At 68.0% G+C, this 24,845-nt stretch carries 23 protein-coding genes, 1 tRNA gene and 1 pseudogene; 15 read left to right on the top strand and 10 right to left on the bottom strand.

What is annotated here, in order from left to right:
• Positions 1–168 precede the first annotated feature (168 nt).
• Positions 169–2,841 carry a bifunctional acetate--CoA ligase family protein/GNAT family N-acetyltransferase gene (locus ACZLZQ_RS04755; RefSeq protein WP_472948365.1) on the bottom strand — a complete coding sequence of 891 codons (2,673 nt, stop codon included), beginning with the start codon at positions 2,839–2,841 and terminating at the stop codon, positions 169–171.
• A 239-nt stretch (positions 2,842–3,080) separates the two neighbouring features.
• Between ACZLZQ_RS04755 and minC the strand changes: the two genes are divergently transcribed.
• From minC to ACZLZQ_RS04810, 11 genes are all read left to right on the top strand, one after another.
• Complete coding sequence (gene minC, locus ACZLZQ_RS04760; protein ID WP_472948366.1) at positions 3,081–3,821, top strand: septum site-determining protein MinC; 741 nt, start codon at positions 3,081–3,083, stop codon at positions 3,819–3,821.
• Between the two features lie 32 nt (positions 3,822–3,853).
• The gene (gene minD / locus ACZLZQ_RS04765) at positions 3,854–4,669 is read left to right on the top strand and encodes a septum site-determining protein MinD (protein ID WP_472934282.1); all 816 of its coding nucleotides are present in this window, start codon (positions 3,854–3,856) and stop codon (positions 4,667–4,669) included.
• A complete protein-coding gene (gene minE / locus ACZLZQ_RS04770) occupies positions 4,666–4,935 on the top strand; it encodes a cell division topological specificity factor MinE (protein WP_472934281.1) in 270 nt (89 codons plus the stop codon). The genes minD and minE overlap by 4 nt, the downstream gene beginning before the upstream one ends.
• Positions 4,936–4,972: 37 nt before the next feature.
• Positions 4,973–5,128, top strand: coding sequence for a hypothetical protein (locus ACZLZQ_RS04775; RefSeq protein WP_472934280.1), 156 nt, complete (start codon positions 4,973–4,975; stop codon positions 5,126–5,128).
• Between the two features lie 245 nt (positions 5,129–5,373).
• Positions 5,374–5,982, top strand: coding sequence for a YceI family protein (locus ACZLZQ_RS04780; protein ID WP_472934279.1), 609 nt, complete (start codon positions 5,374–5,376; stop codon positions 5,980–5,982).
• Positions 5,983–6,049: 67 nt separating this feature from the next.
• Positions 6,050–7,294 carry a cytochrome b/b6 domain-containing protein gene (locus ACZLZQ_RS04785; protein WP_472948367.1) on the top strand — a complete coding sequence of 415 codons (1,245 nt, stop codon included), beginning with the start codon at positions 6,050–6,052 and terminating at the stop codon, positions 7,292–7,294.
• Positions 7,295–7,572: 278 nt separating this feature from the next.
• Positions 7,573–8,001 carry a hypothetical protein gene (locus tag ACZLZQ_RS04790; protein ID WP_472948368.1) on the top strand — a complete coding sequence of 143 codons (429 nt, stop codon included), beginning with the start codon at positions 7,573–7,575 and terminating at the stop codon, positions 7,999–8,001.
• A gap of 123 nt (positions 8,002–8,124) precedes the next feature.
• Positions 8,125–8,340: a CsbD family protein gene (locus ACZLZQ_RS04795; protein ID WP_472934276.1), complete on the top strand. Its 216-nt coding sequence runs from the start codon at positions 8,125–8,127 to the stop codon at positions 8,338–8,340.
• Between the two features lie 153 nt (positions 8,341–8,493).
• Positions 8,494–9,513, top strand: a complete 1,020-nt coding sequence (locus ACZLZQ_RS04800; protein WP_472948369.1) for an AI-2E family transporter — start codon at positions 8,494–8,496, stop codon at positions 9,511–9,513.
• A 120-nt stretch (positions 9,514–9,633) separates the two neighbouring features.
• Positions 9,634–10,146: a peptidase associated/transthyretin-like domain-containing protein gene (locus tag ACZLZQ_RS04805; RefSeq protein WP_472948370.1), complete on the top strand. Its 513-nt coding sequence runs from the start codon at positions 9,634–9,636 to the stop codon at positions 10,144–10,146.
• Entirely contained in the window at positions 10,127–10,837 is a 711-nt protein-coding gene (locus ACZLZQ_RS04810; protein WP_472948371.1) for a ferric reductase-like transmembrane domain-containing protein, read from the top strand. The genes ACZLZQ_RS04805 and ACZLZQ_RS04810 overlap by 20 nt, the downstream gene beginning before the upstream one ends.
• Before the next feature lie 36 nt (positions 10,838–10,873).
• Here ACZLZQ_RS04810 and cynS read toward each other — a convergent pair whose 3' ends face one another.
• The 9 genes and pseudogenes from cynS to ACZLZQ_RS04855 all read right to left on the bottom strand — a co-directional run bounded on the left by cynS (position 10,874) and on the right by ACZLZQ_RS04855 (position 20,821).
• The gene (cynS, locus tag ACZLZQ_RS04815) at positions 10,874–11,365 is read right to left on the bottom strand and encodes a cyanase (RefSeq protein WP_472948372.1); all 492 of its coding nucleotides are present in this window, start codon (positions 11,363–11,365) and stop codon (positions 10,874–10,876) included.
• An 87-nt stretch (positions 11,366–11,452) separates the two neighbouring features.
• Positions 11,453–12,928 carry an ABC transporter substrate-binding protein gene (locus ACZLZQ_RS04820; protein ID WP_472948452.1) on the bottom strand — a complete coding sequence of 492 codons (1,476 nt, stop codon included), beginning with the start codon at positions 12,926–12,928 and terminating at the stop codon, positions 11,453–11,455.
• A gap of 35 nt (positions 12,929–12,963) precedes the next feature.
• Positions 12,964–13,980, bottom strand: a pseudogene (locus tag ACZLZQ_RS04825) (ABC transporter ATP-binding protein); the annotation flags it as partial.
• Between the two features lie 2 nt (positions 13,981–13,982).
• On the bottom strand, positions 13,983–15,005 hold the full coding sequence (locus ACZLZQ_RS04830) for an ABC transporter ATP-binding protein (RefSeq protein WP_472948373.1): 1,023 nt from the start codon (positions 15,003–15,005) through the stop codon (positions 13,983–13,985).
• Positions 15,002–15,838, bottom strand: a complete 837-nt coding sequence (locus tag ACZLZQ_RS04835) for an ABC transporter permease (protein WP_472948453.1) — start codon at positions 15,836–15,838, stop codon at positions 15,002–15,004. Before ACZLZQ_RS04835 ends, ACZLZQ_RS04830 begins: the two co-directional genes overlap by 4 nt.
• Positions 15,839–15,879: 41 nt before the next feature.
• Positions 15,880–16,818 carry an ABC transporter permease gene (locus tag ACZLZQ_RS04840; RefSeq protein WP_472934269.1) on the bottom strand — a complete coding sequence of 313 codons (939 nt, stop codon included), beginning with the start codon at positions 16,816–16,818 and terminating at the stop codon, positions 15,880–15,882.
• A 75-nt stretch (positions 16,819–16,893) separates the two neighbouring features.
• A complete protein-coding gene (locus ACZLZQ_RS04845) occupies positions 16,894–17,787 on the bottom strand; it encodes a proline iminopeptidase-family hydrolase (protein ID WP_472948374.1) in 894 nt (297 codons plus the stop codon).
• Between the two features lie 258 nt (positions 17,788–18,045).
• A complete protein-coding gene (locus ACZLZQ_RS04850; protein ID WP_472948375.1) occupies positions 18,046–20,202 on the bottom strand; it encodes a methyl-accepting chemotaxis protein in 2,157 nt (718 codons plus the stop codon).
• A 542-nt stretch (positions 20,203–20,744) separates the two neighbouring features.
• Positions 20,745–20,821 (bottom strand) — tRNA-Arg (locus ACZLZQ_RS04855).
• Positions 20,822–21,135: 314 nt separating this feature from the next.
• Here ACZLZQ_RS04855 and ACZLZQ_RS04860 point away from each other — a divergent pair.
• From ACZLZQ_RS04860 to ACZLZQ_RS04875, 4 genes are all read left to right on the top strand, one after another.
• Positions 21,136–22,674, top strand: coding sequence for a hypothetical protein (locus tag ACZLZQ_RS04860; protein WP_472948376.1), 1,539 nt, complete (start codon positions 21,136–21,138; stop codon positions 22,672–22,674).
• Between the two features lie 140 nt (positions 22,675–22,814).
• A complete protein-coding gene (locus ACZLZQ_RS04865) occupies positions 22,815–23,273 on the top strand; it encodes a hypothetical protein (RefSeq protein WP_472934265.1) in 459 nt (152 codons plus the stop codon).
• Between the two features lie 13 nt (positions 23,274–23,286).
• Positions 23,287–23,847 (top strand): hypothetical protein, encoded by a 561-nt coding sequence (locus ACZLZQ_RS04870; protein ID WP_472948377.1) that lies wholly within the window; start codon positions 23,287–23,289, stop codon positions 23,845–23,847.
• A gap of 260 nt (positions 23,848–24,107) precedes the next feature.
• Positions 24,108–24,761: a DUF1345 domain-containing protein gene (locus ACZLZQ_RS04875; RefSeq protein ID WP_472948378.1), complete on the top strand. Its 654-nt coding sequence runs from the start codon at positions 24,108–24,110 to the stop codon at positions 24,759–24,761.
• Positions 24,762–24,845: the final 84 nt, after the last annotated feature.

Consider the following 24,845-nt stretch of genomic DNA (forward strand, 5'->3'; position numbering starts at 1 on the left):
AGTCGAGGGGGTGATTTCACCCGCTCGCTGAAGGCAGATCCCGCTACAGCGGGATCTATGGCTTCGGCGAAAATTCGGTGCTTCGAAATACTCTATTCACCAGAAGGCCGCCGGGCGATCCGGCGGCCTTCTGCGTTTTTGTGTTTCACGTGAATCATTCTGGCGGCCTCAGGCCGGCACCGCGATCTCCACCAGCACCACGGAGGCGTCGTCCGGCTTGGACTTCGAGCCGAAGCCGATCCGCTTCACCATCTTCAGCATCTGCGTGTTCTCGCGCAGCACCTCGCCGTGCACCCTGACGATCCCGCGTTTCCCGGCATAGGCGAGGATCTCGGACATCAGCAGCGAGCCGAGGCCGACGCCCTTCAGGTCGGAGCGGACCATCACCGCGAACTCGCCGGCCTCGCCATCGGGATCGGCGATCAGCCGGACGACGCCGCTGATCTCGTCCGATCCATCGGCCAGCGCCACGAAGGCCATTTCGCGGTCGTAGTCGACCTGGGTCAGCCGGGCAGCGAAGGCATGGCTGAAATCGCTGCGCGGGGCGAAGAAGCGCAGCCGGACGTCGTCCTGCGAAGACGCCTGCAGCATCCGCACGATCGCCGCCTCGTCCTCCGGCCGGATCGGCCGGACGGCATAGGCCATGCCCCGGTTCGTGCGGGCGGGATGGGCAAGCTCGCGCGGATAGGGACGGATCGCCGGCGGCGGCCGCCGTGTGCCCGCTGGCCTGAGGACGATCCGGGCGTCGAGCGCCAGCACGCCCCTGGCGCCGGCGATCAGCGGGTTGATCTCGAGCGACATCACATCGGCCAGGTCCGAGGCGAGGTGCGACAGCTGCACCAGCGCCAGCGCCACCGCCGCGCGGTCGACCGCGGTCCCGCCCCGGTGGCCGTCGAACAGTTTCGAGACGCGGGTCCGGGCGATCATCTCGCCGGCGAGGACGTCGTTCAGCGGCGGCAGGCCGACCACCCGATCGCCGATGACGTCGGCCGCCGTGCCGCCCTCGCCGAACAGGATCACCGGCCCGAACACCTTGTCTTCCGAGACGCCGAGGCTGAGCTCGCGGGTCTCGCCGCGGCGGATCATCGGCTGAACGAGGAAGCCGTCGACCACGGCCCCCGGCGCCTTCGCCCGTACCGCGGCCAGCATGTCGGCCGCCGCCTCGCGCAGCACCGCGGCCGAGCCGATGGAGAGATGAACCCCGCCGACGTCGGACTTCAGGTGAATGTCGTCGGACCGGATCTTCAGCACCACCGGAAAGCCGATCGCCTCGGCAGCCGCACAGGCCGCGTCCGCATCGGCGGCGACGGCGGTCTCGACCGTCGGAATGCCGTAGGCCGAGAGCAGCGCCAGCGCCGCCGGGCCGTGCAGCACACTGCGCCCGGCCGCGCGCGCCTCGGCGATCAGCGCCTCCGCCTGCGGACGGTCGAACCGCAGCGCCTCGGCCGTGCCGCCCGGCGTCTGCATCAGGAGATCCTGGTTGCGGCGGTAGTCGTCGAGCTGCACGAAGGCCTGCACGGCCCGCTCGGGGGTGGTGTAGGTCGCGACCTTGGCGCCGTCGAAGATGCGCCGCGCGGCATCGGCCGACTCGCCGCCGAGCCAGCAGGTGAGCACGGGCTTGCGCCGCTTGCCGGCGACCTCGGCCACCGCCTTCGCGGCCGCGAGGCTATCTGCCAGCGCCGTCGGGCAGTTCAGCACCAGCACGGCGTCGGCCGCCCCCGAATCCAGCAGCATCGCGGCGGCCGCGGCATAGCGCGTGCCGTCCGCATCGCCCCGGATGTCGACGGGATGGGCGACCTCGGCGCCTTTCGGCAGCAAGGCCGCGAGCGCCTCGAGCGTTGCCGCCGGCAGTTCGGCGAGGCGCCCCCCGGTGCGGGCGACGGCATCGGCCGCCATCACGCCGATGCCCCCGCCATTGGTCAGCACCGCCAGCCGGTCGCCGCGCACGCGCAAGCCCGAGGAGAGCGTCGCCACCGCCTGGAACAGCTCGCCGAGCGTGTCGACCCGCAGCATGCCGGCGCGCCGGAAGGCGGCGTCGTAGACGGCATCGGATCCCGCGACGACGCCGCTGTGCGCCATCGCCGCCAGCGCGCCCTCGGCCGTGCGCCCCGCCTTCACCACCACCACCGGCTTGGTGCGCGAGGCGATCCGCGCCGCCGAGATGAACTTGCGCGCCTCGGTGATCGCCTCGACGTAGAGGAGGATGATCCGCGTGTGCGGGTCGGATTCGAGAACATCGAGCATGTCGCCGAAGTCGACGTCGCTCATCGCGCCGAGTGACACGATATGGGAGAAGCCGATGCCGCGCTCAGCCGCCCAGTCGAGCACCGAGGTCGCGATCAGGCCGGACTGGGTGAGGAAGGCGATGTTGCCCGGCGCTGGCGCGCGGTGGGCGTAGCTTGCATTGATGCCGCTCTGCGTCGAGATCACGCCGAGCCCGTTCGGCCCGACGATGCGCAGGAGATGCGGCTTTGCGGCATCGAGCATCGCCTGGCGAAGGGCGATCCCCTCGGCCCCGCCATCCTCGCCGAAACCGGCGGTGACGACGATCGCCGCGCGGCATCCGCGCCGGCCGAGATCGTCGATGAGGCCCGGCAGCGTGTCCGGGGGCGTCGCGATGACGGCAAGGTCCGGCGTCACCGGCAGGTCGGCGACGCCGGGATAGGTCAGCACCGAGCGAATCACCCGGCGCTGCGGATCGACCGGCAGGATCGGGCCGTCGAAGCCGCTTTCCATGAGATTGCGGGCGAGCACCGCGCCGATCGAGCGCTCGACGGTGCTGGCCCCCAGCAGCGCGATGGCGCGGGGACGAAACAGGGCATCGAGGTTTCGAACCGACATCGGGATCCTTCCGGGCCGGAGGGCCCCTCTTGCGGGATGTCGCCCCCGCCCCCTGCAATTCAAGGCCTGAAGCATTTCAGGTCGGAGGCGGCGCCGTCCCAGCCCAAAATAAAATCCCAGCATCGTCAGATGCTTAGGTTTGGTGCCGGGCGGACCGTAAGCTCGGCACAGGGTCGAGAACTTAACGCCTTGTTAACGATGACGGGCTTAGATCGTACCGCAACCAAGCCTTAACCAAGATGACCGAAGCGTTAACCATGATCAAACCGGTCCGCCTCCGCGGCAGATCCTTCCTCGCTCTCGTCCTTTCGCCGGAGCTTCCGCTGAAAGACTGGCTGGCGAGCCTCGACGACCTCGCCAAGCGTTCGACCGGCTTCTTCCTGGGCAGGCCGATCGTGCTGGACATCGGCGGCCTCGGCATCGACCGCGAGGCGCTGACCGGCCTCATCGCGGCGCTCGGCGAGCGCAACGTCCGGATCATGGGCATCGAAGGCGCCATCCCCTCGCAGCTGTCGCCCGGCATGCCGCCGGAAATGCGCGGTGGCCGTGCCGCCGAGGACATCGAGGCCGTCGACGACGCCGCGGTTCCCTCGACGACCACGGCACCGTCCGCCGCAACCGCGCCACAACCGTCGCCCATCCTGCCGGCACAGGCATCGCTTCTCGTCGACGTGCCCGTGCGCTCCGGCCAGTCGATCATCTTTCCCGAGGGCGACGTCACTATTCTCGGCTCCGTCGCCTCGGGCGCGGAAGTCATCGCCGGCGGCTCGATCCACGTCTACGGCGCGCTGCGCGGCCGGGCGCTGGCGGGCTCGGCAGGCCAAGCCGGTGCGCGCATCTTCTGCCGCAAGCTGCAGGCCGAACTCATCGCGATCGACGGCCTCTACAAGACCGCCGAAGACATCGAACCTGGCCTTGTCGGCCAATCCATTCAGGCCTGGCTGGACGGCGACGAGCTGAAGACCGCCGTCCTCGCCTGAATTTGACGAATTGAAATAGAAGGAGGCCTGAGATGGCACGAGTGATGGTGGTGACATCGGGCAAGGGCGGTGTCGGCAAGACGACGTCGACGGCAGCCCTTGGCGCAGCCCTGGCCCAGGGCGGACAGAGCGTCTGCGTGGTCGACTTCGACGTCGGCCTGCGCAACCTGGACCTCGTGATGGGCGCCGAGCGGCGCGTGGTCTACGACCTCATCAACGTCGTCCAGGGCGATGCCAAGCTTGCCCAGGCGCTGATCCGCGACAAGCGGATCGACACGCTGCATCTCCTTCCGGCCTCGCAGACCCGCGACAAGGACAACCTCACCGTCGAGGGCGTCGACCGCGTGATGGCCGAGCTGCGCGAAAAGTTCGACTGGGTGATCTGCGACAGCCCGGCCGGCATCGAGCGTGGCGCGACGCTGGCCATGCGCCATGCTGACGTCGCCGTCGTCGTGACCAATCCGGAAGTCTCCTCGGTGCGCGACTCCGACCGCATCATCGGCATCCTCGATGCCAAGACCTTGAAGGCCGAGCGCGGCGAGCGGATGGAGAAGCATCTCCTCCTCACCCGCTACGACGTCGCCCGCGCCGAGCGCGGCGACATGCTGAAGGTCGAGGACGTCCTGGAGATCCTGTCGATCCCGCTGCTCGGCATCATTCCGGAAAGCCCGGAAGTGCTGCGCGCCTCGAACACCGGCACGCCGGTGACGATCAGCGATGCCACCAGCGCCCCGGCGCGGGCCTACATGGACGCCGCGCGCCGCCTAAACGGCGCCGACATTGCGATGACCGTTCCGGGCGACCGGAAGGGTTTCCTTGGACGCCTGTTCGGACGGAGGGCGGCATGAGCCTGTTCAGCTTCCTCAACAAGCGCACCACCGCCCCGGCGGCCCGCGAGCGCCTGCAAATTCTCCTCGCGCACGAGCGTTCGACGATCGGCCAGTCCGATCTGGTGGCGCTGCTGCGCGAGGAGATTCTCGCCGTCATCGCCAAGCATGTCGAAATCGATCGCGACAAGGTGAAGGTGAAGATGGACAGCGGCAATGCCGTCTCGACGCTCGAGGTGGACATCGAACTGCCGATCAGCCCGGTCCGGCTTGCCGCCGCGCATTGAAACGTCCGTCAAACCCCATCAACGGAAAGGAAATGCCATGACACGTGCCGATCTCCTGAAGCGCCTGCAGAACGTGCAGAACGCCCCGCAGCTCAAGGGCCGCGACGTCCGCTCGATCAGTGCCATCCTCAGCATGGACGCGCTGCTGAAGCATGTGGAAGTGTGCGAGGCGACCGCCCGCCAGCCGAACTGACAGGCTCGATGCGCCGGGCGGATCGCCCGGTGCATCCCCGCCAGAACACCGCCAGAACCCTGGTGCGACCAGCACAAACCCGCGGCGCCCACGGAAAATATCCTTCCTCGACAAAGGCAAAATCCGGCCGCGGCTGCCCCTGAAGACGCCTGACGCTGAACAGTGCGTCGCACCTGCCGGGATTTTGCGCTGCGATACGATCGCTTAGGGTCGGTTTACTTCCAACCTAAGGAACGTAAGCGACCATGACACTCGTGAAATCCCTGATCATCGCCTCGACCGCGCTCGTCGGCGTCTCCGCAGCTTCCGCCCAGACCATCGGCGTTCCCGCCGGCAGCTATGTCAGCGACCCCACCCACACCAACCTGCTCTGGTCGGTCAGCCATTTCGGCGTGTCCAACTACATCGGTCGCTTCGACGGCATCCAGGCGACGCTCGAGATCGACCCGGCCGATCCGACCAAGTCGAAGCTCACCGCGACCATCGACCCGGCCTCGGTCGACGTGAACTATCCCAAGGACGACAAGGACTTCGCCGCCGAAATCGAGAGCGACATGTTCCTCGACGCCGGCAAGTTCAAGGACATCAAGTTCGTCTCGACCGAGATCAAGACCACCGGCGCCGACACCGGCACGGTGACCGGTGACCTCACCTTCCACGGCGTGACCAAGCCGGTGACGCTCGACGTCAAGATGAACGCCGCGCTGAACCCGCACCCGATGACGAAGAAGCCGGTCGTTGGCTTCTCCGCCACCGGCACCATCAAGCGCTCCGACTTCGGCGTGGCCACGCTGGTCGGTCCGATCGGCGACGACGTCAAGCTGACGATCGAGACCGAGTTCGGCGCGCAGTAAGCCGCTTCCCGAAGGAAGGGCCCGGTCCAAGGATCGGGCCCTTTCTCTGTCAGCGCAGGAGAAGACGATGCCGGGAACGACGTTCAACCGCGATGCGCTCGACCCCGCCGGGCGTGAGACCGTCCGGGGCTACAATGCCGGGGCGATGCTGCTGCACTGGGCGATCGCGCTGGCGATGCTGTTCCAGCTCGCCATCGGGTTTGCGATGAGCCGGCTCGACATCTTTCCCGATACGCTGCGCTTCACGCTGTTCCAGTGGCACAAGACCGTCGGCCTCCTGGTGCTGACGCTCACCTTCGCGCGCATCGCCTGGCGGCTGTTCAACCCGCCGCCGCCGCATGGGGCCATGCGCCCCACCGAGGCCGCCCTCGCGGGCCTCGTGCATTTCCTGTTCTACGTCCTGATGCTGGCGGTACCGCTGTCCGGCTGGGTACTGGTCTCGGCCTCGCCGACCCGCATCCCGACGCTGCTCTTCCTCTCCGACCTCCTGCCCTGGCCGAACCTGCCGGTGGCGGCGAGTGCGACCACCGAGGAGACCGCCGAGACCGTCCATATCTGGCTCGCCTACTCCGTCGCCGGCCTGATCGTCCTCCACGTCGCCGGCGCGCTGAAGCATTCCCTCGTCGACCGCGCGCCGTCCTTCTCCCGCATGCTGCCGGTGGGCCGGCTGCCGCGCCAGTCGGCCGCGCTCCTCGCCATTCCCATTGCCATTGCCGCGAGCGCCATCTTCCTCGGCGGCGGCCTCGCCGTCGGGGGCGGGAGTGCCGCGACCGGGGCGACGAACGCTGCCGTGGTCGCCGCCCCGGCGGCATCCGGCACCCGCTGGTCCATCGACAAACCGGCCTCGACACTTGGCTACACCGCGACGTTCTCCGGCAAGACCGTCGGTGGTACGATCGGCAACTGGGATGCTTCCGTCGTCTTCGACCCCGAAAACCTCGCCAGCGCCTCGGCGAAGGTCGTCGTCGACAGCGCATCGGTGACCATCGACGACGCTTTCGTGCGCTCCAACCTTGCCGGCCCCGACGGCCTCGACGCCGCGGCGCAACCGCAGGCGAGCGTCGCGCTCGGTGCTTTCGAGAAGACCGCGAGCGGCTTTCTCGGCAAGGGCACGATGACGATCAAGGGCACCAGCCAGCCGATCGAGGTGCCTTTCAGCTTCACCGAGAACCCGGACGGCACCGCGCACGTCACCGGCACCGCAGGCTTCGACCGCATGGCCTACCGCCTCGGCGCCGAGAACGACGCGACCGGCCAGTGGCTCGCACTGACGGTCACCATCGCCTTCGACCTCAAGGCCCGCCGGCATTAGGGAGCGGCGGGGGGGATCACCGGCCGGTCAGGCTCCCGGGCGCTGACACAGCTGCCGTTTCGGCGCGCGCGGATCACTTCGCTGCGACGAGCGACCGCATCGGCGGCCAAAGGGCCCGTCAGGGTTGATCTTGACAGGGCCGGCATGGTCCAACGTCGATCATGATCCTGCCTGACCCCAGACGCTGCCGCCCGCTTTCCCCGGGGGAGCCTTCCATCCGCGACGCAAGCGGCGCGGAATGCCGGCTCCAAACGCGCGCCGGGCGGCCGGGTACGCTCGTGCCGGCCCTTCTCGCCGCAACCTTCGTCCTCGGCTTCGCCGCCCTTCCCGCCCCCGCGGCCGCAGCAGACGGGCCGCTGGCTGTCTGCACCGAGGCCAGCCGGAGCGACCGTAAGGCGACCTGCATCGAGGAGGGCGACATGGGCATAGAGAAGGGCCTCGCCTGGGTGCTGCTCGACGTCGACACGCCCTCGATCGCCAATCCCGGCTGTTCTGCGGAGAAGGCGGACGGCGAGGCGGCGCGGGCCCGGCTGATCGCCTTGATGGCACCCGGCTACAGCCTCATCGACAGCGGCCGGCGCGACCGCAGCCGAAGGGCGCGCGTCACCATCCAGCTTGCCGACGGGCGCGATGCCGGCAGCGTGCTGATCGCCGAGGACCTGGCGCAGCCCTGGCGGAGCAAGGGCAATGTCTGGTGCGGCTGGTAGGCGGCTGGCCGGTTCTGCGGGCCGTTTGAGCGCCCGTGCGCACCTCTCTCACGACCGAATGAACCAAACCGTACGCTGCGCATTTTCTTCCCCAGCGACACGGATGTCCGCGGGAGAAAATCGATGGGTAGCACGGGCGATAAGATTTCGGGCCTCGCCAACGAGGCAGTCGGCAACCTCAAGCAGGCGGCCGGCAAGGTCACCGGCAACGAGCGTCTGCAGGCCGACGGCAAGGCGCAGGAAGTGAAGGGCGAGGCCCAGCAGGCCGTGGGCGACGCCAAGTCCTCGGTGAAGAGCGGCGCCGACAGCCTCAGCGAGGCTGCGCACCGCAAGCTCTAGTCTTTCAGGACTGAAGCGGAAGGGCGGGAACCATGACGGTTCCCGCCCTTTTTCTCGTCCAGCTACGCGTACCCCTATATCCCCTGCGTCTCTCGGATCCACCGCCTTTCCAGCGGGATTCGGCACGGCCCGGGACTGACGCCAAGGACCGGCATGCCCCGCTCGACCGTTTCCATCCTCGTCCTCACGGCGGCCTTCGTCCTGCTTCTCTGGCTGACGCCGGACGTGCTTCTCGTCGTCTTCGCCGGCATCCTGATGTCGGTTTTCCTGCGCGGCGGCGGCAACTGGATCGCCGACAAGACCGGCATGGCACGGGGCACCGGGCTCGCGGTCTTCTGCGTCGGCCTGACCGTCCTCGCGCTGGTGTTCCTCGGGCTCGCGGGCGCCGCCCTCGCCGACCAGGTGCAGCAACTGTTCGACCGGCTTCCGGTGGCGCTGCGAACGGCGCGCAGCTACATCGACGACCATGCCTGGATCAACGATACGCTGCAGAAACTCGATCCGAGCAGCATCGCGCCGTCGAGCACCGGCGCCAAATCGGCGCTGTCCTCGACTTTCGGAGCTTTCGGGAACGCCGTCATCATCGCCTTCATCGGCCTCTACGGCGCCGCCAGTCCCGGCACCTACATGACCGGTTTCACGCTGCTCCTCGCCCCTTCCGCCCGGCCGAAAGGAAAGTCGATGCTGGTGGAAGCCGGCATCGCGCTGCGCGGCTGGCTGAAGGCGCAGTTCGTCTCGATGGCCGTCGTCGGCGTGCTGACCGGGATCGGGCTCTGGCTGCTCGGCGTGCCCCTCGCGCCGATCCTTGCGGTCCTCGCCGCGCTGATGACTTTCATCCCGAACATCGGGCCGGTCCTCGCGGCCGTGCCGGCCGTGCTGCTCGGGCTCTCGGATGGGGTGACGACGGCGCTCTGGATCGTTGGGCTCTACATCCTCGTCCAGACCATCGAGAGCTATCTCATCACCCCGCGCGTCCAGGAGAGCGCGGTCTCGCTGCCGCCGGCGCTGACCATCTCGGTCCAGCTGCTGTTCGGCACGCTCTTCGGCATCCTCGGCCTCGCGCTTGCGACGCCGCTCGCCGCCGTGGCGCTGCGCGTCGGGCGCAAGTTCTACGTCGAGGACTATCTCGACGCCGAGCCGAAAGTCCCCGCGGATGTCACCGCAACCGCCTGAAGCCGCCCGCTTTTCGTAAACACGGGAGTCAAGTGTTCGCGAGGCTGGTGGCGGAACCGCCTTCGCTGTGCCACCTCGAAGGGAGTTCGATGCGTCCCGCTTCCCGAGGAGACCTGCACGATGTCCCGATCCCCGTTCGCAACACGCCATTTCGATCGCCGCGCCGGAATGCTGGCGCTGGCGCTCGGCATGGCCCTGCCGGTCCTTCCGGCCGCCGCGCAGACCGCCGAATGCGCCGCCACGGAAACGATGCGCGGCGGCAAGAACAACTATGTCGCCAATGCCCCGCTCGTCGACGATCTCGGCAAGGGGTTCACCGTCTCCGGCACCGTCCGCAAAGCCGGCAGCTGCGAGGGCCTTGGCAATGTCCGGGTGCAAATCTGGGCATCGACCGAGCGGGGCGGCGAGGGCGAGGCCAGCAACCGCGGCAGCGTGATGACCGAGGCGGACGGGTCTTTCCGGCTGGAAACCTCGCCGATCGTGCCGAATTTCGGCCAGGCGCACATCCACATGGCCTATGACGATCCGCAGTTCGGCACGGTCTTCCTGCGGCCGCTTCTCGACAGCAGCCGCGACACCGGTATCGCCGTCGACGTCATCCTGGCGCCGGCCGATGCTCCCGCCGGCAGCTGAGGGCCGCCCCCTCCCGCTAGAGCACACGCCCTCGCCCGCCCGGCGCCCGTGGCGCCGGCGTCTCGGCTGGTTCGCCGTCCTCGCCATCGCCGTGGTGCCGGTGGCGCTCGCCGCCGCGAGCCCGCTTCAGGCGAGCCGCGACGCGCTATGGGTCATCGGCGGCATGGCCGGCGTCGTGGCGCTGGCCCTTTTGTTTCTCCAGCCGGTGCTGATCGGCGGGTTCCTGCCCCTCCTGCGGCCTGCGCGGCAACGCCGCTGGCACCGCATCACCGGCTCAGTCGTCGCCTTCCTCGTCTTCCTGCATGTGCTCGGGCTCTATCTCACCAGCCCGGAGGACATCACGGATGCGCTGCTGCTGGTTTCCCCCACCCCGTTCGCCGTCTACGGCGTGATGGGCCTCGTCGGTATCGTCCTGACGGCCTGCCTCGCGGCCGCACGGCGGCATCTCGGCCCGGCCTTCTGGCGGGGAGCGCATCTCTCTCTGGCGGCCGTCATCGTCGTCGGCAGCGTCGTCCATGCCGTTCAGATCGACGGCGTCATGGAGAACTTGTCGAAACTGGTGCTCTGCGGCTTCGTCTCGGCCGCAACGCTCGCCGTCATCCTGAAGGCCACGCTCGGAGCGCGGCAACCTCGTGCGCTGCCCGCCCGCCCGAACGCCCTTTCGAAAAGGGGACCGGACGGGCGAGGCTGAGGGACAGGCCCCGCCTTTCGGCAGCAGGCCGAGCGGTCAGTCCTTTTCCTTGTAGCCGAGCGCCGGAAAATTGCCTTGCGGCTGGTGGTAGCGGTAGGGCAGAAATTTTCCGGACATGGTAATGCGGACGCGGTCCCCGGCATCGTTCGGCTCGCGCTCCATCTGGAGGTCGAAGTCGATCGCCGACATGATGCCGTCTCCGAACTCCTCGTGGATGTATTCCTTCATCGTCGGACCGAAGACCATCATCGCCTCGTGGAAGCGGTAGAGGGTCGGGTCGGTCGGCGGCACCAGGCTCTGCTCGCCGCGATAGGGAACCTCGCCCAGCATCTTCTCCTCGTTTTCGGTGAGGCCGAAGAGCGCCGCCGCCTTTGCGGCCTGGGGCTTGGGCAGGCGCATCTGCCCGAGCAGCGCCGTCATGATGAAGAGCTGGGAATAGCCGCCGATCTCTTCGGCGATCGTCTTCCAGCTCAGGTTCTTCTCGCGCTTGACGTCGAAGATCTTCTCGACGAGCTCGATCCGTTTCATGGCATTCTTCCTCTGCGTCTTGCGGGGTATGGCACGCCGTCGCCGGCGTGCTGACGGGATGGGAGAGCCCTACGGGGGCCCGGGGCCCTACTTCTTGACGACGTCCTCCAGCCAGAAGCGGCCGAGCGGGTTCTGGTAGAAGCCTTCGATGTTGGTCCGGGTCACGTTGATGTAGGGGGAGTAGTAGAGGTCGACCCAGTTGACGTCCTCCTTCGCCGTCTCCTGCAGCTTCACGTACATCGCCTCGCGCTTGGTCGCGTCCGCCTCGGTGCGGGCCTCGGCGACCATCGCCTTCACCGCATCGTTCTTGTAGCGGGTCATGTAGTTGAGGTTGGTGTCGTGGCCGAGGACGAAGGTGGTCTTCTGGTCGGGGTCGAGCACGTCGTTCGTCCAGTAGCCGACCGCGACGTCGAAATCGCCGGCGGTGAACATGTCCCACTGCGTCGACGGATCGACCTTGTTGATCACCACGGTGACGCCGGCCTTCTGCAGCTGCTGCTGCAGGAGCACGGCGATCTGCTCGTCGACCTCGTCGCCGGCCTTGACGTTGTAGTCGAGCGAGAGGTCCGAGGCGCCGGCAGCGGCCAGCATCTCCTTCGCCTTCTCCGGGTCGTAGGGGCGCTGGATGTTGGCGGCGTTGTAGTAGAGCGCGCCCTTCGGAATGTAGGAATTGGCGACCTCGCCGATGCCGAACGTCACGGCCTCGACGATCGCCTTCTTGTCGATCGCCATGTCCAGCGCCTGGCGCACCGCCTTGTCGGCGAGCTTGCCGTGCTCGTGGTTGATGAGGAGCGCGTCCTCGCGGGTCGAGGGATCGAGCGTCACTTTGAGGTTTGCGTCCTCCTTCAGCGTCGAGACGCGCGAGAACGGCACGAAGATCGCGGCATCCAGCTCGCCCGCCTGGACGTTCAGCATGCGGGTGTTGTCGTCGGGCACCGAGATCCACTCGACGCCGTCGAGGCTCACCTTGTCGGCCTCCCAGTAGTTCGGGTTCTTCTCGAGGATCACACGGTCGCCGCGGATCCATTCCTTCACCGAAAAGGCGCCAGAACCGATCGGGGCGGCGGCGAAGGCTTCCGGATCGGCCTCGACCACGGCTTTCGGCAGGACCGAGACGTTCGGCAGCGCCAGCGAGGCGAGGAAGGGCACCGAGGGCTCCTTCAGCTTGACCGTCAGCGTCTTCGGATCGGTCGCGACGGCGGTGTCGACGATGGCGTAGGAGGACGACCAGAGCGAGCCCTCATTGTCGCGGATGCGCAGCAGCGAGAAGGCGGCGTCCTCGGCGGTGACCAGCGAGCCGTCGGAGAATTTCGCGTCGCGGAGCTTGAAGGTGTAGGTCAGGCCGTCGTCCGAGACGGTCCAGCTTTCGGCCAGGCCCGGCTCCAGCTTGGTGCCGGTCTTGTCGACGCGCACCAGCACGTCGAAGACGTTGGAATAGACCCAGTTGTCGACGTTCTGCGCCGAGAGGATGGGGTCGAAGGTGGTGGAATCCTCGCGGCGGCCGATGGTGAGGACGCCGGCGGCCTCGGCGATCGAGGTGCCGAGGGTCAGGCCGGCCAGCATGGTGGCGGCAAGAAGACGGGTCAGGCGCTGTCGGGTCATGCTGTCTCTCCGGGAGGGGCGGGTGGATGGGGCGGTGAAAGCGTGCCGGGCGGCAGGATGCAGGCCCAGCCATGGTCGTCGGCGCGGTTCAGCGCCGGGGGCGGCCCGCTGCGGCAGACGTCCTCGGCAAAGGCGCAGCGGGGATGGAAGGCGCAGCCGGCGGGGAGCGCCAGCGGGCTCGGCGGCTCGCCGGATATCGGCGCTGCCGGCAATTGCCGGTCGGGGTCGATCTCCGGGATCGCGGCGATGAGGGCGGCGGTATAGGGATGGCGCGGCGCCGAGAACACGGCCTCGGTCGGCCCCTCCTCGACGATGCGGCCGAGATACATCACCGCCACCCGGTCCGAGAGCCGGCGGACGATGGCGAGATCATGCGCGATGAAGATCAGCGTCAGGCCGATCTCTTCCTTCAGGTCGAGGAAGAGGTTGATGATCTGGCCCTGGATCGAGACGTCGAGGGCCGCGACGCACTCGTCGGCGATGACGAGCTTCGGCTCGACCGCCAGCGCCCGGGCGATGCCGACGCGCTGGCACTGGCCGCCCGACAGTGCCCCCGGCCGGCGGTCGGCGAGCGCCGGATCGAGCCCGACCAGCGTCAGGAGTTCGGCGACGCGGGCCCCCTCCCCGCCGCGCCGGACCTTGCCGTGGACGCGCAGCACCTCGAAGAGCGTCGCGCCGACCGTCATCTTCGGGTTCAAGGCGTTGGCGGGGTCCTGGAACACCATCGCCGTCTCGCGCCGCAGCCGGTGCAGCGCCTCGCGCCGGCCGTCGGAGACGCGGAGGTCATCGAAGACGACATGGCCGGATGCGACCGGCTCGAGGCCGAGGATGGCGCGGCCGAGCGTCGACTTGCCGGAGCCGCTCTCGCCGACGACGCCGAGCGTCTCGCCCGCCGTGACGCTCAGCGACACGCCGTTGACCGCCGCGAGCGTGCGCTTGGAGAGCCCGAGCGGGCCGCCGCCACCGAGCGCAAAGCGCACGACGAGATCGTCGACCTCGAGGATCGGGCGGGCGCTCATGCGGTCACCTGCGGGAACGGGGCCGGCATCCCGGTGGCGGGCGGCGCCTCGGCCACGGGATGGAAGCAGGCCGCCACCTCGCCGGGGTCGAAGCTTCGGAGCGGCGGCTGCTCGCGCCGGCAATCGTCCGCGGCATGGGCGCAGCGCGGGTGGAAGCGGCAGCCCGGCGGCATGGCGAAGGGCGAGGGCGGCTGGCCCTCGATCGTCCGCAGCCGGCGGAGGCTTGCGTCGCCGCCGGGCTGGCAGGCAATGAGGCCGGCGGTGTAGCGGTGGCGCGGCTGGCGCAGGATCTGCCGCACCGGCCCCTTCTCGCAGAGCCTTCCGGCATAGAGCACGGCGATGGAATCGCAGAGCTGCGCGACGACGCCGAGATCATGCGTGATGAAGATCAGCGACATGCCCCGCCGGTCGCGCAGCTCCTTCAGAAGCCGCAGCACTTGCGCCTGCACGGTGACGTCGAGCGCCGTGGTCGGCTCGTCGGCGATCAGGATTTTGGGGTCGGAGGCCAGCGCCACGGCGATCATCGCGCGCTGGCGCATGCCGCCGGAGAACTCGTGCACGAAGGCTTCCGCGCGCGCCGCGGGATCGGGAATGCCGACCTGGCGCAAGATCTCGATCGCCTCCCGCTTGGCCTCGCGCCGGCTGGCGCCCTTGGCGATGACGACCGTCTCGGCGATCTGCGCGCCGATCCGCATCACCGGGTCGAGATGGCTTGACGGGTTCTGGAAGATCATGCCGATCTCCCGCCCGCGGATGCCAGCGAACTCGGCCTCGCCGAGCTTCGAGACGTCGCGGCCGCCGAGGTGGATGGCGTCGGCGGAGATGGAAAGGTTCGGCGAGGTCAGGAGGCGCATCAGAGCGCGGCAGGCCATGGTCTTGCCCGAGCCGCTCTCGCCGACGAGGCCGAGGATCTCGCCTTGCCCGAGCGTGAAGGACAGGCCGTCGACGATGGCGCGGCGCGTCGCGCCGTCCCGGCTTTCGACCGTCAGGCCCTCGACGGAAAGCACCGCGGCGCTCATGGCCGCGCTCCGAGCTTCTCGCCGAGCCCGTCGGCGACGAGGCTGAAGGCGAAGGCGAGCGCCACGATGGCAAGGCCGGGAAAGGCCGAGATCCAGGAGGCCTTGGTGATGAAGCCTTGGCCTTCGGCGACCATGATGCCCCATTCCGCCAGCGGCGGCTGCACGCCAAGGCCGAGATAGGAGATCGAGGCGCCGGCCAGGAGCACCAGCACGCAGTCGGACATGGCAAAGACGATCGAGCCGGTCAGCGCGTTCGGCAGAAGGTGGCGGAACATGATGCGGGCGTGGCCATACCCCAGGCTGCGCGCGGCGAGCGCAAAGTCGCTCGACTTCAGGATCAGGATCTCCGCCCGCACCAGCCGGGCATAGGAGACCCAGCCGACCAGCGCCATGGCGATGTAGAAGCTCTGGAGGCCGGGCCCGAGCACGGTGATGATCGCCAGCATCAGGACGAGGAAGGGGAAGGCGAGGATGATGTCGACGAGCCGCATGAACAGGGTGTCGACGAGCCCGCCGAAATAGCCGGCGACGGTGCCGACCGTCGTGCCGATGAGGAAGGGGAAGGCGACGCCAAGGAAAGCCAGCTGCAGGTCGATCCGCGTCGCGAAGATCACCCGCGAGAGGATGTCGCGGCCGTAATTGTCGGTGCCGAACCAGTGCGCCAGCGAGGGCGGTGTCAGCCGCGCGGTGGCATCCTGGTAGATCGGGTCGTAGGGCGCAATCACCGGCGCCAGCAGCGCCACGAGGACGAAGGCGGCGAGCAGCAGCCCGCCGGCCCAGAGCGGCACGGGCGCGCCGGCAAGGCGCCGCCGCGGCGCGCGGGGCTCGGACACCGGCAAGGTCGCGGGAACCGCGCCCGGTAGGGGAACGGCGCTCACAGCTTCACCCGCGGGTCGATGGCGACGGTCAGGATGTCGGCGAGGAAATTGACAAGCACCGTGGCGCAGGCGAACACCATGGCGACGCCTTGCACCACCATGTAGTCGCGCGAGAAGATCGCCCGCACCAGCAATTGCCCGGTGCCGGGGATGGCGAAGACGGTCTCCACCACCACCGTGCCGCCGATCAGCCAGCCGATGTTGACGGCGAGGAGGTTGAGCGTCGGAATCACCGCGTTCGGCAGCACGTGGCGGCGGAAGATCATCTTCTCCGGAAGCCCGCGCGCCCGGGCGGCGAGCGCGACGTCCGAGCCGATCCCGGCGATGAGGCTCGCCCTGAGGCTGCGGGTGAGTACGGCCGAGAGCGACAGCGCGATGGTGAGCCAGGGCAGGATCATGTGGTGCAGCTTGTCGCCGAAGGTCCGGCCATAGCCCGAAACCGGGAACAGGCCGAGGGTGACGCTGAAGACGATGATCAGCATGATCGCCAGCCAAAAGTTCGGCAGGCCGAGGCCGGTGGTCGAGACCACGCGCACCGCCTGGTCGGCCCAGCCACCGCGGTTCTTGGCGGCGAGCGTCGCCATCGGCACGGCGATGAGGACAGACAGCAGCACCGCGCCGGCAACCAGCACCAGCGTCGGCTCCAGCCGGTCGGCGATGAGGCCGAGAACGTCGATCTTGTAGAGGATCGACTTGCCCATCTCGCCATGGGCGAGGTTCTTCAGGAAGTAGAAATACTGCAGCCAGAGCGGCTCATCGAGGCCGAACTGCGCGCGGATGCGCTCCAGCGCCGCCGGCGTCGCCTTGGTGCCGAGGATCAGCCGCGCGGGATCGCCGGGGATGGAGCGCACCAGCACGAAGGTGATCACGCTGATGCCGAAGAGCACCGGGATCAGCTGGAAGGGCCGGGTCAGGACGAAGCGGAAGCGGTGCATGTCAGGCCTTCGCGGACGGCGTCGCGGACGGCACGTCGAGGCCCGGCCTCGGATCCGGCAGCAAGAGCCGAGCGATCACGCCCGCCCTCCCCGCCGCGCCAGGAAGTCGGTCAGCACGGGGAAGAAGGCCTCCGGTTCCTCGAAGAACGGCATGTGGCTGGAATTCGCGAACACCGTCATCTCGGCGTCCGGCAGCGCGTCCCTCATCCGCGACGCGCAGGCCGGTGTCAGCTCGTCATGCGCCCCGACGGTGATCAGCACCGGCACGGTGATGCGGTGCAAGTCCGGTATGCGGTTCCAGTCCTTGAGGTTGCCGGTATAGGTGAACTCGTTCGGGCCCTGGATCGTCTCGTACGGCCCCATGTTCCAGTCGTCGAGCGACCGTTTCACCGGCGCCGGCCATTCGGCGAGACGGCAGACGTGGCGGTAGTTCAGCAGCGTCACCGCCGCCTGGTATTCCGGATGCGACAGTGTGCCCGCGGCCTCGTGCCGCTGCATCATCGCCACCGTCTCCGAACCCAGCGCCGCGCGCAGCCGGTTCAGCTCGCCGACGAGATGCGGGATGTCAGCAGCGGTGTTCTCCAGCACCAGCGTCTTCAGCGCCTGCGGATAGGTCAGCGCGTATTCGATCGCAAGCCAGCCGCCCCAGGACTGGCCGACGAGGTGCACCCGGCCGAGGCCGAGCGCCTGGCGGACCGCCTCCACCTCCTCGACATAGCGGGTGATGGTCCACAGCGCCGGGTCGGTCGGGCGATCGGACTTGCCGGTGCCGAGCTGGTCGAAGGCGACGACGCGGTAACCCTCGTCGACGAGGCAGGCATGTGAATCGCGGAGATAGTCGCAAGGCAGGCCTGGGCCGCCATTGAGGAGAAGCACGACGTCGTCGCCCTCGCCAAAACTGTAGGTGACGATCTCATGCCCGGCTACCTCGATGGTGCGGGTCTCGTCGGGGGTCATTTCGCGCCACATGCCACACGTCCTCTGCCTGCTCGCTTGCGGCGAAGCGCAAGCGTCGGCGGAGCGCTGGGTACCCCGCAGACGCGGCACCCTGCCATATCGTGCTTGAAAAGTAAGCGTGCTGAAAATAAAATCAGTTGGGGGCGATGCGGGCTTGACGCAGCTTTGCCGGGCCAACTTCGGCCGGCCTATCGGGCCGGCCCTCCCCTTCACGTGCGATGGTTGGCCGCACCCATGTCCCCGCAAGGGACGATCGCGCGGCCGACGCCGTTACGAGGCGCGCTGCTGGTGCAATTGCACGACGTTCGGCGCCTGGCGGGCGGATCCCGCACCGCCGCGTACGCTGCCGCCGACACGGCTGCGGAACCGCTCGACCATTCCGGCGAGATCGTCGGTCTCGTCGGACAGCGTCTGCGCCGCAGCCGTCGCCTCCTCGACCATCGCGGCGTTCTGCTGCGTCACCTGGTCCATCTGGTCGGCGGCAATCGACACCTCGCGCAAGCTCAGTGCCTGCTCCTTGGCGCTGGCCGCGATCTCGGCGACGACGACCGACATCGCCGCGACCTCCTGGACGATCTCGCCGAGCGACTGGCCGGAGAGCGTCACCAGCTCGACGCCTTGCCCGACCTGCTTGCTGGACGTCGAGATCAGCGCCTTGATCTCCTTGGCAGCCTCGGCAGAGCGCTGGGCGAGCCCGCGCACCTCCTGCGCCACGACCGCAAAGCCCCTGCCCGCCTCGCCGGCCCGAGCCGCCTCGACGCCGGCGTTGAGCGCCAGAAGGTTGGTCTGGAAGGCGATTTCGTCGATGACGCCGATGATCTTGCCGATCTTGTCCGAGGACTGCTCGATATCGGTCATCGCCGCGACGGCACGGCCGACGATCTCCCGCCCGGTTTCCGCATTCTTCTGGGCAGCATTGGCCCCGATCCGGGCCTGCGCCGCGCCATCGGCCGTCCGGGTGACGCCCTGCATGACCTCCGAGAGTGCTGCGACCGTCTCCTCGAGGCTCGCGGCCTGCTGCTCGGTGCGCTGGGCGAGATCGTTGGAGGCGACCGAGATCTCGGCCAGACCCGTGCGCAGGCTCGAGACGCCGCCGACCACGCCGCCGATCGCCGCCTCCAGCTTCTCGACGCTGGTGTTGAACTTGGCGCGGATCGGCTCAAACTCCGGCGCCACGTCCTGGCCCATCCGGACCGTCAGGTCGCCGGCGGACAGATCGGTGAAGGCGTCCTCGACCGCCTGCACGAAGGCCCGGAGATCCTCGGCCTTCGAATGGTCGAGGGCGGTCTGGCGATCCTGCTGGTCCTGCTGGGCCTGCCGACCGGTCTCGGCTTCCGACTCCAGCCGGAGCTTCTCGATCGCGCCGTCCTTGAAGACCTGGACCGCCCGCGCCATGGCCCCGATCTCATCGCGCCGATCCTGCGACTCGACGTTCGTCGAGAGCGTTCCAGCGGCAAGGCTTCCCATCGTGGTGGCGATGCGGCGGATCAGCCGGCCGAGGGAGCGGGCGAAGAGAAAGAAGCCGATCAGCGAGACGAGGCAGATCACGGCCATGCCGACGGCCGATTCCAGCAGCGCCGATCGCTGCCCGGCGATCAGCGGCGTGATGTCCGAGGCCAGCTCCATGACGCCGATCTTGGTCCCGGAAAAGTCGATGATCGGCTGGGCCGACACTGCAAAGCTCCGGTCGCCGACGCTGACCGTCCGGTCGGGAACGGTGCCGTCGAAAGCGGCCTGAATCTCCTCCGGCGACAACAGCGACTCGCCGGCGAAGGTGGAAGCCTGGCGGGCGAAACCCTCGTTCGTCCGGATGTGGATGGCGACATCCGCCGCTACCTCGCGGGCCAGCCGGGTGAAATACTCATTGGTCAGCTTGGTGCCGATGTCGACGACGCCGGCGGTCGTGCCGCGCAGGATGATCGGCACTGTCGCGAACATGCTCACCGCCGTCCGCCCGGGCTCGATGCCCTGGACCAACTGCCCATCCTGCAGCGCCTTGGCGACGGTCTTGCGCCGCGCAGCGAAGTTGTCGCCGAAGGTCGCAGGCTCGTGCAGGCGCAGGACGACGTTCCCCTTCGCGTCGGCGAAGGTCATCAGTTGCACCGCGCCATTGGCGACGACGGCACCGAAATTGCTGGAGAAGCGCTTCAGCAGCCCGTCATGATCGTTCGCCTCAACGAGCAGCCCGATATCGGGCTCGCCGGCGACGGCCAGCGCCAGCGCCGCGGCCACCCGCTTCTGGGCGTCCATGTCGGAACGGACGTGGGAGAAGTCGCTGGCGAGCTCGGTGCGGATGGACTCTGCGCCCATGCGGCTCTGCTGGAACCAGGAGAGCGAGCCGATGGCGGCGCTGGTGAACAGCACCGCGGCAAACCCGTAAGCGGTAATGCGCACCGCGAGCGGCCTCTGAACCTTGATGTCCGACATCCTGAGCCCCTCGCCCCCGTTCGTCACTGATCTATAACGTCAGTATCGGGAAACAATCTTCGCCGATCTTCCGTCTGCATCAGTAGAACGTCAGGATTTCGGAATCATAAAAAGCCGATCGCGAACGTGAGATACTTCGATGATTCTTGGGCATGAGAGGTCACCCTCGGTCAACACCGCCGATCGACCGCGAGCGTCAGCCCTACGTCAGCCGGCCGGCAGGTATTTCCATCCGTCATGATGCCGCCTTGCCGCAACAGCGATGCCAGCCAATGCGCCACTGCAGAGGGCAAGTCCGGCAACACCGCCTCGCCGCACGATGACCAACTCGCACCGCTGTCAGCGATATTGACCGCGCGGCTTGCTTTAATCTTCAGTTCAAGCAGCCCTGGGATGGCCTCAGCGCCCGGCGATGACGGTCAACGGCCCATCGGCGCGCAAGCGCCCTTCGACGCAGCGCACGGCTCTTCGGTAGAGCGATCGCATAGCAAGCCAGCACCGATAGAACCGGCGAAAGGAAGCTGCAGAGGAACGGCGGAAAATGGTGCACCCGACTGGATTCGAACCAGTGACCTCTGCCTTCGGAGGGCAGCGCTCTATCCAGCTGAGCTACGGGTGCGGACGGCGGCGGGGCCGGCCTTGGTCCGGCAGATGCTGCGCGGACGGAAACTTCCTAGCCGATACCGGACCGCCGGGCAAGGCGTTGCGGCAAGGCTCTTTGCACCGAGGCGACAGGTCCCCGCCGAAGGCGCCAGGAGACCGGACGGCGGCCGCCGTGCCCTGGAGCGGCAGCAAGGTCGCACCGAGGGGAAAAACCTGCGGAAATCGGGCAGTCACCCGATTTTCATTCTTTTCAGGATTGCGTAGGTCCCCACATTCCTTAACAGATACCGGCTCATCGAGCATTTCTTGTTTTGCTCCGGGAGCTGTCCGATGGTGTCTGCGTGGAATTTCATCTGGAAACGGCTTGCGGCCGAGGATGAGAAGCCGCCTGCGCCCGAACGGTCGGCGTCGGTTCAGCCGGTCGACGCGGTCGGCACGCCCCAGACCGCGCCATCGCGCACGATCGACATTCCCCGCGATGCCGGCCCGCTCGACAGCATCGGCCAGCGCAACGAGCTCCTGCGCGTGCGCTTCAGCCAGCTGTCGCACCGGCTGGAGGACCTGAAGTCGCTGAACGACGATTTCGCGCTGCTCGCCGAACCGCTGGAATCGATCTTCACCGAACTGCCGCAAGCGAAATCGCGCATTCTCGAGACCGAGGCTCTGCTCGCGCGCGAGCTCGAGAGCGGCCAGGCGCTGCGCCGCGAGGTCGACACGCTGTCGAGCCGGCTCTCGGCGATCTCCGGCGAGCTGCGCAACGAGAAGGCGCGGTCGCAGAAGACCGAGACCGAGCGCGGCGAGATCGCCGCAGCCTATGAGGAGACCCGGCTGACGCTGCGCGAGCGCAGCGGCCTGCTCGAGAACGCCGAGCGCCAGCTGACGCTCGAGATCGAGAAGCAGCAGGCGCTCGCCGGCGATCTCGCTCTGCAGCGCGCGGAATACCAGACGACCGAGAAGGCGCTCCTGAAGGCGGAAGGCGCGCTGCAGCGCGAATCCGAGCAGCGCTCGATGTTCGAGAAGGAGAGCCGCCGGCTCCAGCAGGTGGTCGAGGACCAGCTCGACCGGCTCTCCGGCCTGCAGGCGCAGAATTCCGACCTGACGCAGCAGCGCGACCGGCACCTCGCGGAGATCGCGACGCTCGACGCGAGACTCCTTGACGAGCAGGCGCACCATCAGAAGATCAGCGTCGACCATGAGACGGCGATCTCGCAGCTGACATCGGAACGCGCGACCATGACGCTGCGGCTCGATGCGCTGCTCGCGCGGCTCGGCACGACCGAGCAGATCCTCGGCAACATGCGCCAGCAGTACCGCGAGAAGGACGAGGCGCTGCGCGGCTCGGACCGTCAGCTGAAGGAGAGCGCGGCCGAGAAGCTGACGCTCGAGCGCCGTGTCGACGGCCTGCGCGGCGAGCTTGCGCACTACATCGCCCAGCTCGAGGAGAGCCAGCGCCAGCAGCAGGAGCTGAACGACCGCAGCGACATGCTGAACAAGGCATTGGCCGCCAAGGATGCGGCGCTCGAGAACGCGGTCAACAAGGCCAACAGCCTCTCCGACCGGATCGACAGCTTGACCCGGCGCTACGAGAACGACCGGCTTGGACAGGAGGCGGCCAACCGCCGGCTGATCGAGGAGCTCGAGAACGAGAAGGCGGAGCGGACCTTGGCCCAGGGCGCGCTGGAAATCGCGCGCGAAAACCGGACGGCGCTGCAGCGGCAGAACGAGTCGCTGAAGCGCGCCGTCCGGGCCGGCCAGGCGCATCCGGACGATCAGCCGCAAGGCCCATCGCAGGGTGGTCCGCGGCAAGGCGACGATCCCTATGCGCCGAATTCCAATGTCAGCTTCCTGTCCGAAAAGAAGACGGACTGACGCCAAAGGGCCCATGGGGCGGGACGGCGCAACCTCGCCGCCCTACCTCGACTTGTACGAGAAACGGCGACCCGCCGGTTGGAAAAGACAGAGCGTCCTGATGCGTCCGGCGAGGCGCGAGGCAGCCCTGGGAGAAAAGAATGGACGAGGCCATGGGTGAGACGACATCGAGATGGGCGTTGCGGGGCTCTGCCGAGCCGGAACGGGCCGATGCCAACCTGCACAACGCAGTAGCCTTGCCGCCGCAAGGGGCGGACATGGTCGATTCCGCGACCGAGGAGCCAACGCCGGCGGGACGGCGCGACTGGTCCTCGGCCCTCGACCTGATCCAGGAAGCGACCGAGGCGATCCGCCTCAGCGAGGAGCGGGTCGAAGAGCTCGAACGCCAGGCCGAGGAGCAGGAGATTCGCACGCGCGCCGAATATGCCGCGCTCCGCGACCAGCTCCAGCTCGCCCAGCGCGAAATCGAGAACGCCTATGCCCGTGCCGATGCGGCCGAACGTCAGGCGCAGGAAGCCAATGAATGGCTGTCGCGCCTGAACTCAGCGATCACGCAGGGCTTTGCGCGTTCGCCGAGCCTTAAGAAACCCCAGGCGTAGATCGGTCCCCACCATGAGCCAGGCCGACAGGAGATGGGCGGACGGTGCCGACGAGATGTCCGTGATCCACGCCACGCTGCGCCAGCAGCGTGACGCGTTCGCGGGACAGGACGATCCGGACCACCGGGCGGAGATGCCAACGCTGCAGGACCCGAGTGGGGAACACGGCCCGGCGGAGCATGCTGAAACTTTCCCGCTGTTGGCGCCCGGGGAGCCGCTTCCGCCCGCCAGCTGGGATACCGCGATCCAGCTGGTCGAGGCGGCCGCCGCGCGGATCAAGGCCTATGAGCGTAAGTTCAAGGCGATCGAGCTCGACGCCCTCGCCTTCATCGACCGCGTCGATGCCGAGCAGCGCCGGATGAACAGCCAGATCGCCGGGCTGGAGCGCGATCTGCGCAAGGCCGAGGACCGGGCGCTCGCCGCCGAGACCGAGGTCCAGGCGATGCGGCTGGAAACCTGGGAAGCCAAGCTATCGCGCCGCAACGCCGAACAGAAGCTGACGGATGCCGAGCTGCAGATCCGCACCTCGCAGCAATATCTCGGGCAGATCGAAAGTATTTTGCGCGGGCTCTGAGACACTTGACGGCATCTGGCGGCGCGAAGGCGGCGCCGGATGCCGTTGCGGAGCGGTCTGGCCCGAGGCGGCGGGCACCACCACCGCTGAGGTTCTGCATCTGCGCCGCCGAGGCGCAGATCGAACACGCTGACGTCCTAAATTTCGGCTCGCTTAAGTGTCGATATGGGATCCCATCGAAGGATGGCGGCAGGCGTCGCAGTGCGCCCGGGGTGGATGATCTCCGGTGCGAGCGGACGAAACCGACGGGAAAGCAAGCCGTGTTCGATCATTCCTTCATCCGCCACCACAAGCGCTTCCTCATTGCCGTGATGGCCGGCCTCATCGCCTTCTTCCCTCTGGGCGTCCTGCCGGCTGACCTGCAGCTGGTGATGAGCGGCGACATCTTCTTCCTCGTCTACCTCGTGCTGATCCTGCAGATGACGCTCGGCAGCGGGCCGGAGCGCTTGCGCGAGCGGGCGAAGACGGAGGACGAGGGCATCCTCATCATCGCCATTCTGACGGTCGCGGCGATCACCTTCAGCCTGGTCTCGATCTTCAGCCTGCTGAACTCGCCGACGGGCGACGATGCCTTGGGCATGGGGCTGGCGCTGGCCAGCGTGCCGCTCGGCTGGCTGACCCTCCACGTCATGGCCGCCCAGCACTATGGCAACCTCTATTATGCCGCCGATGCCAGCGAAGGCGAGAAGCCAGGCGACCGGGGCGGGCTGGACTTTCCCGGCGACGACGACCCGGATTCGGCCGATTTTCTCTACTTCGCCTTCGTCATCGGGATGACCGCGCAGACCTCGGACGTCGCCATCAGTCATAGACGCATGCGACGCGCGGCGCTGGCGCACGGCATCGCCTCCTTCGTCTTCAACACCGTCCTCGTCGCCGTCGCCGTCAATGCCGCTCTCGGCGGCGCACACTGAGGGGTTGGCGCCGACAGCGCCGTGCACCAAGGCAGACGTGATCCCGTAAGTGCTGGTCAGCCGCCGATGGGTAACCCGATCGAG

The organism is Mesocryomonas lacus, assembly GCF_055730105.2.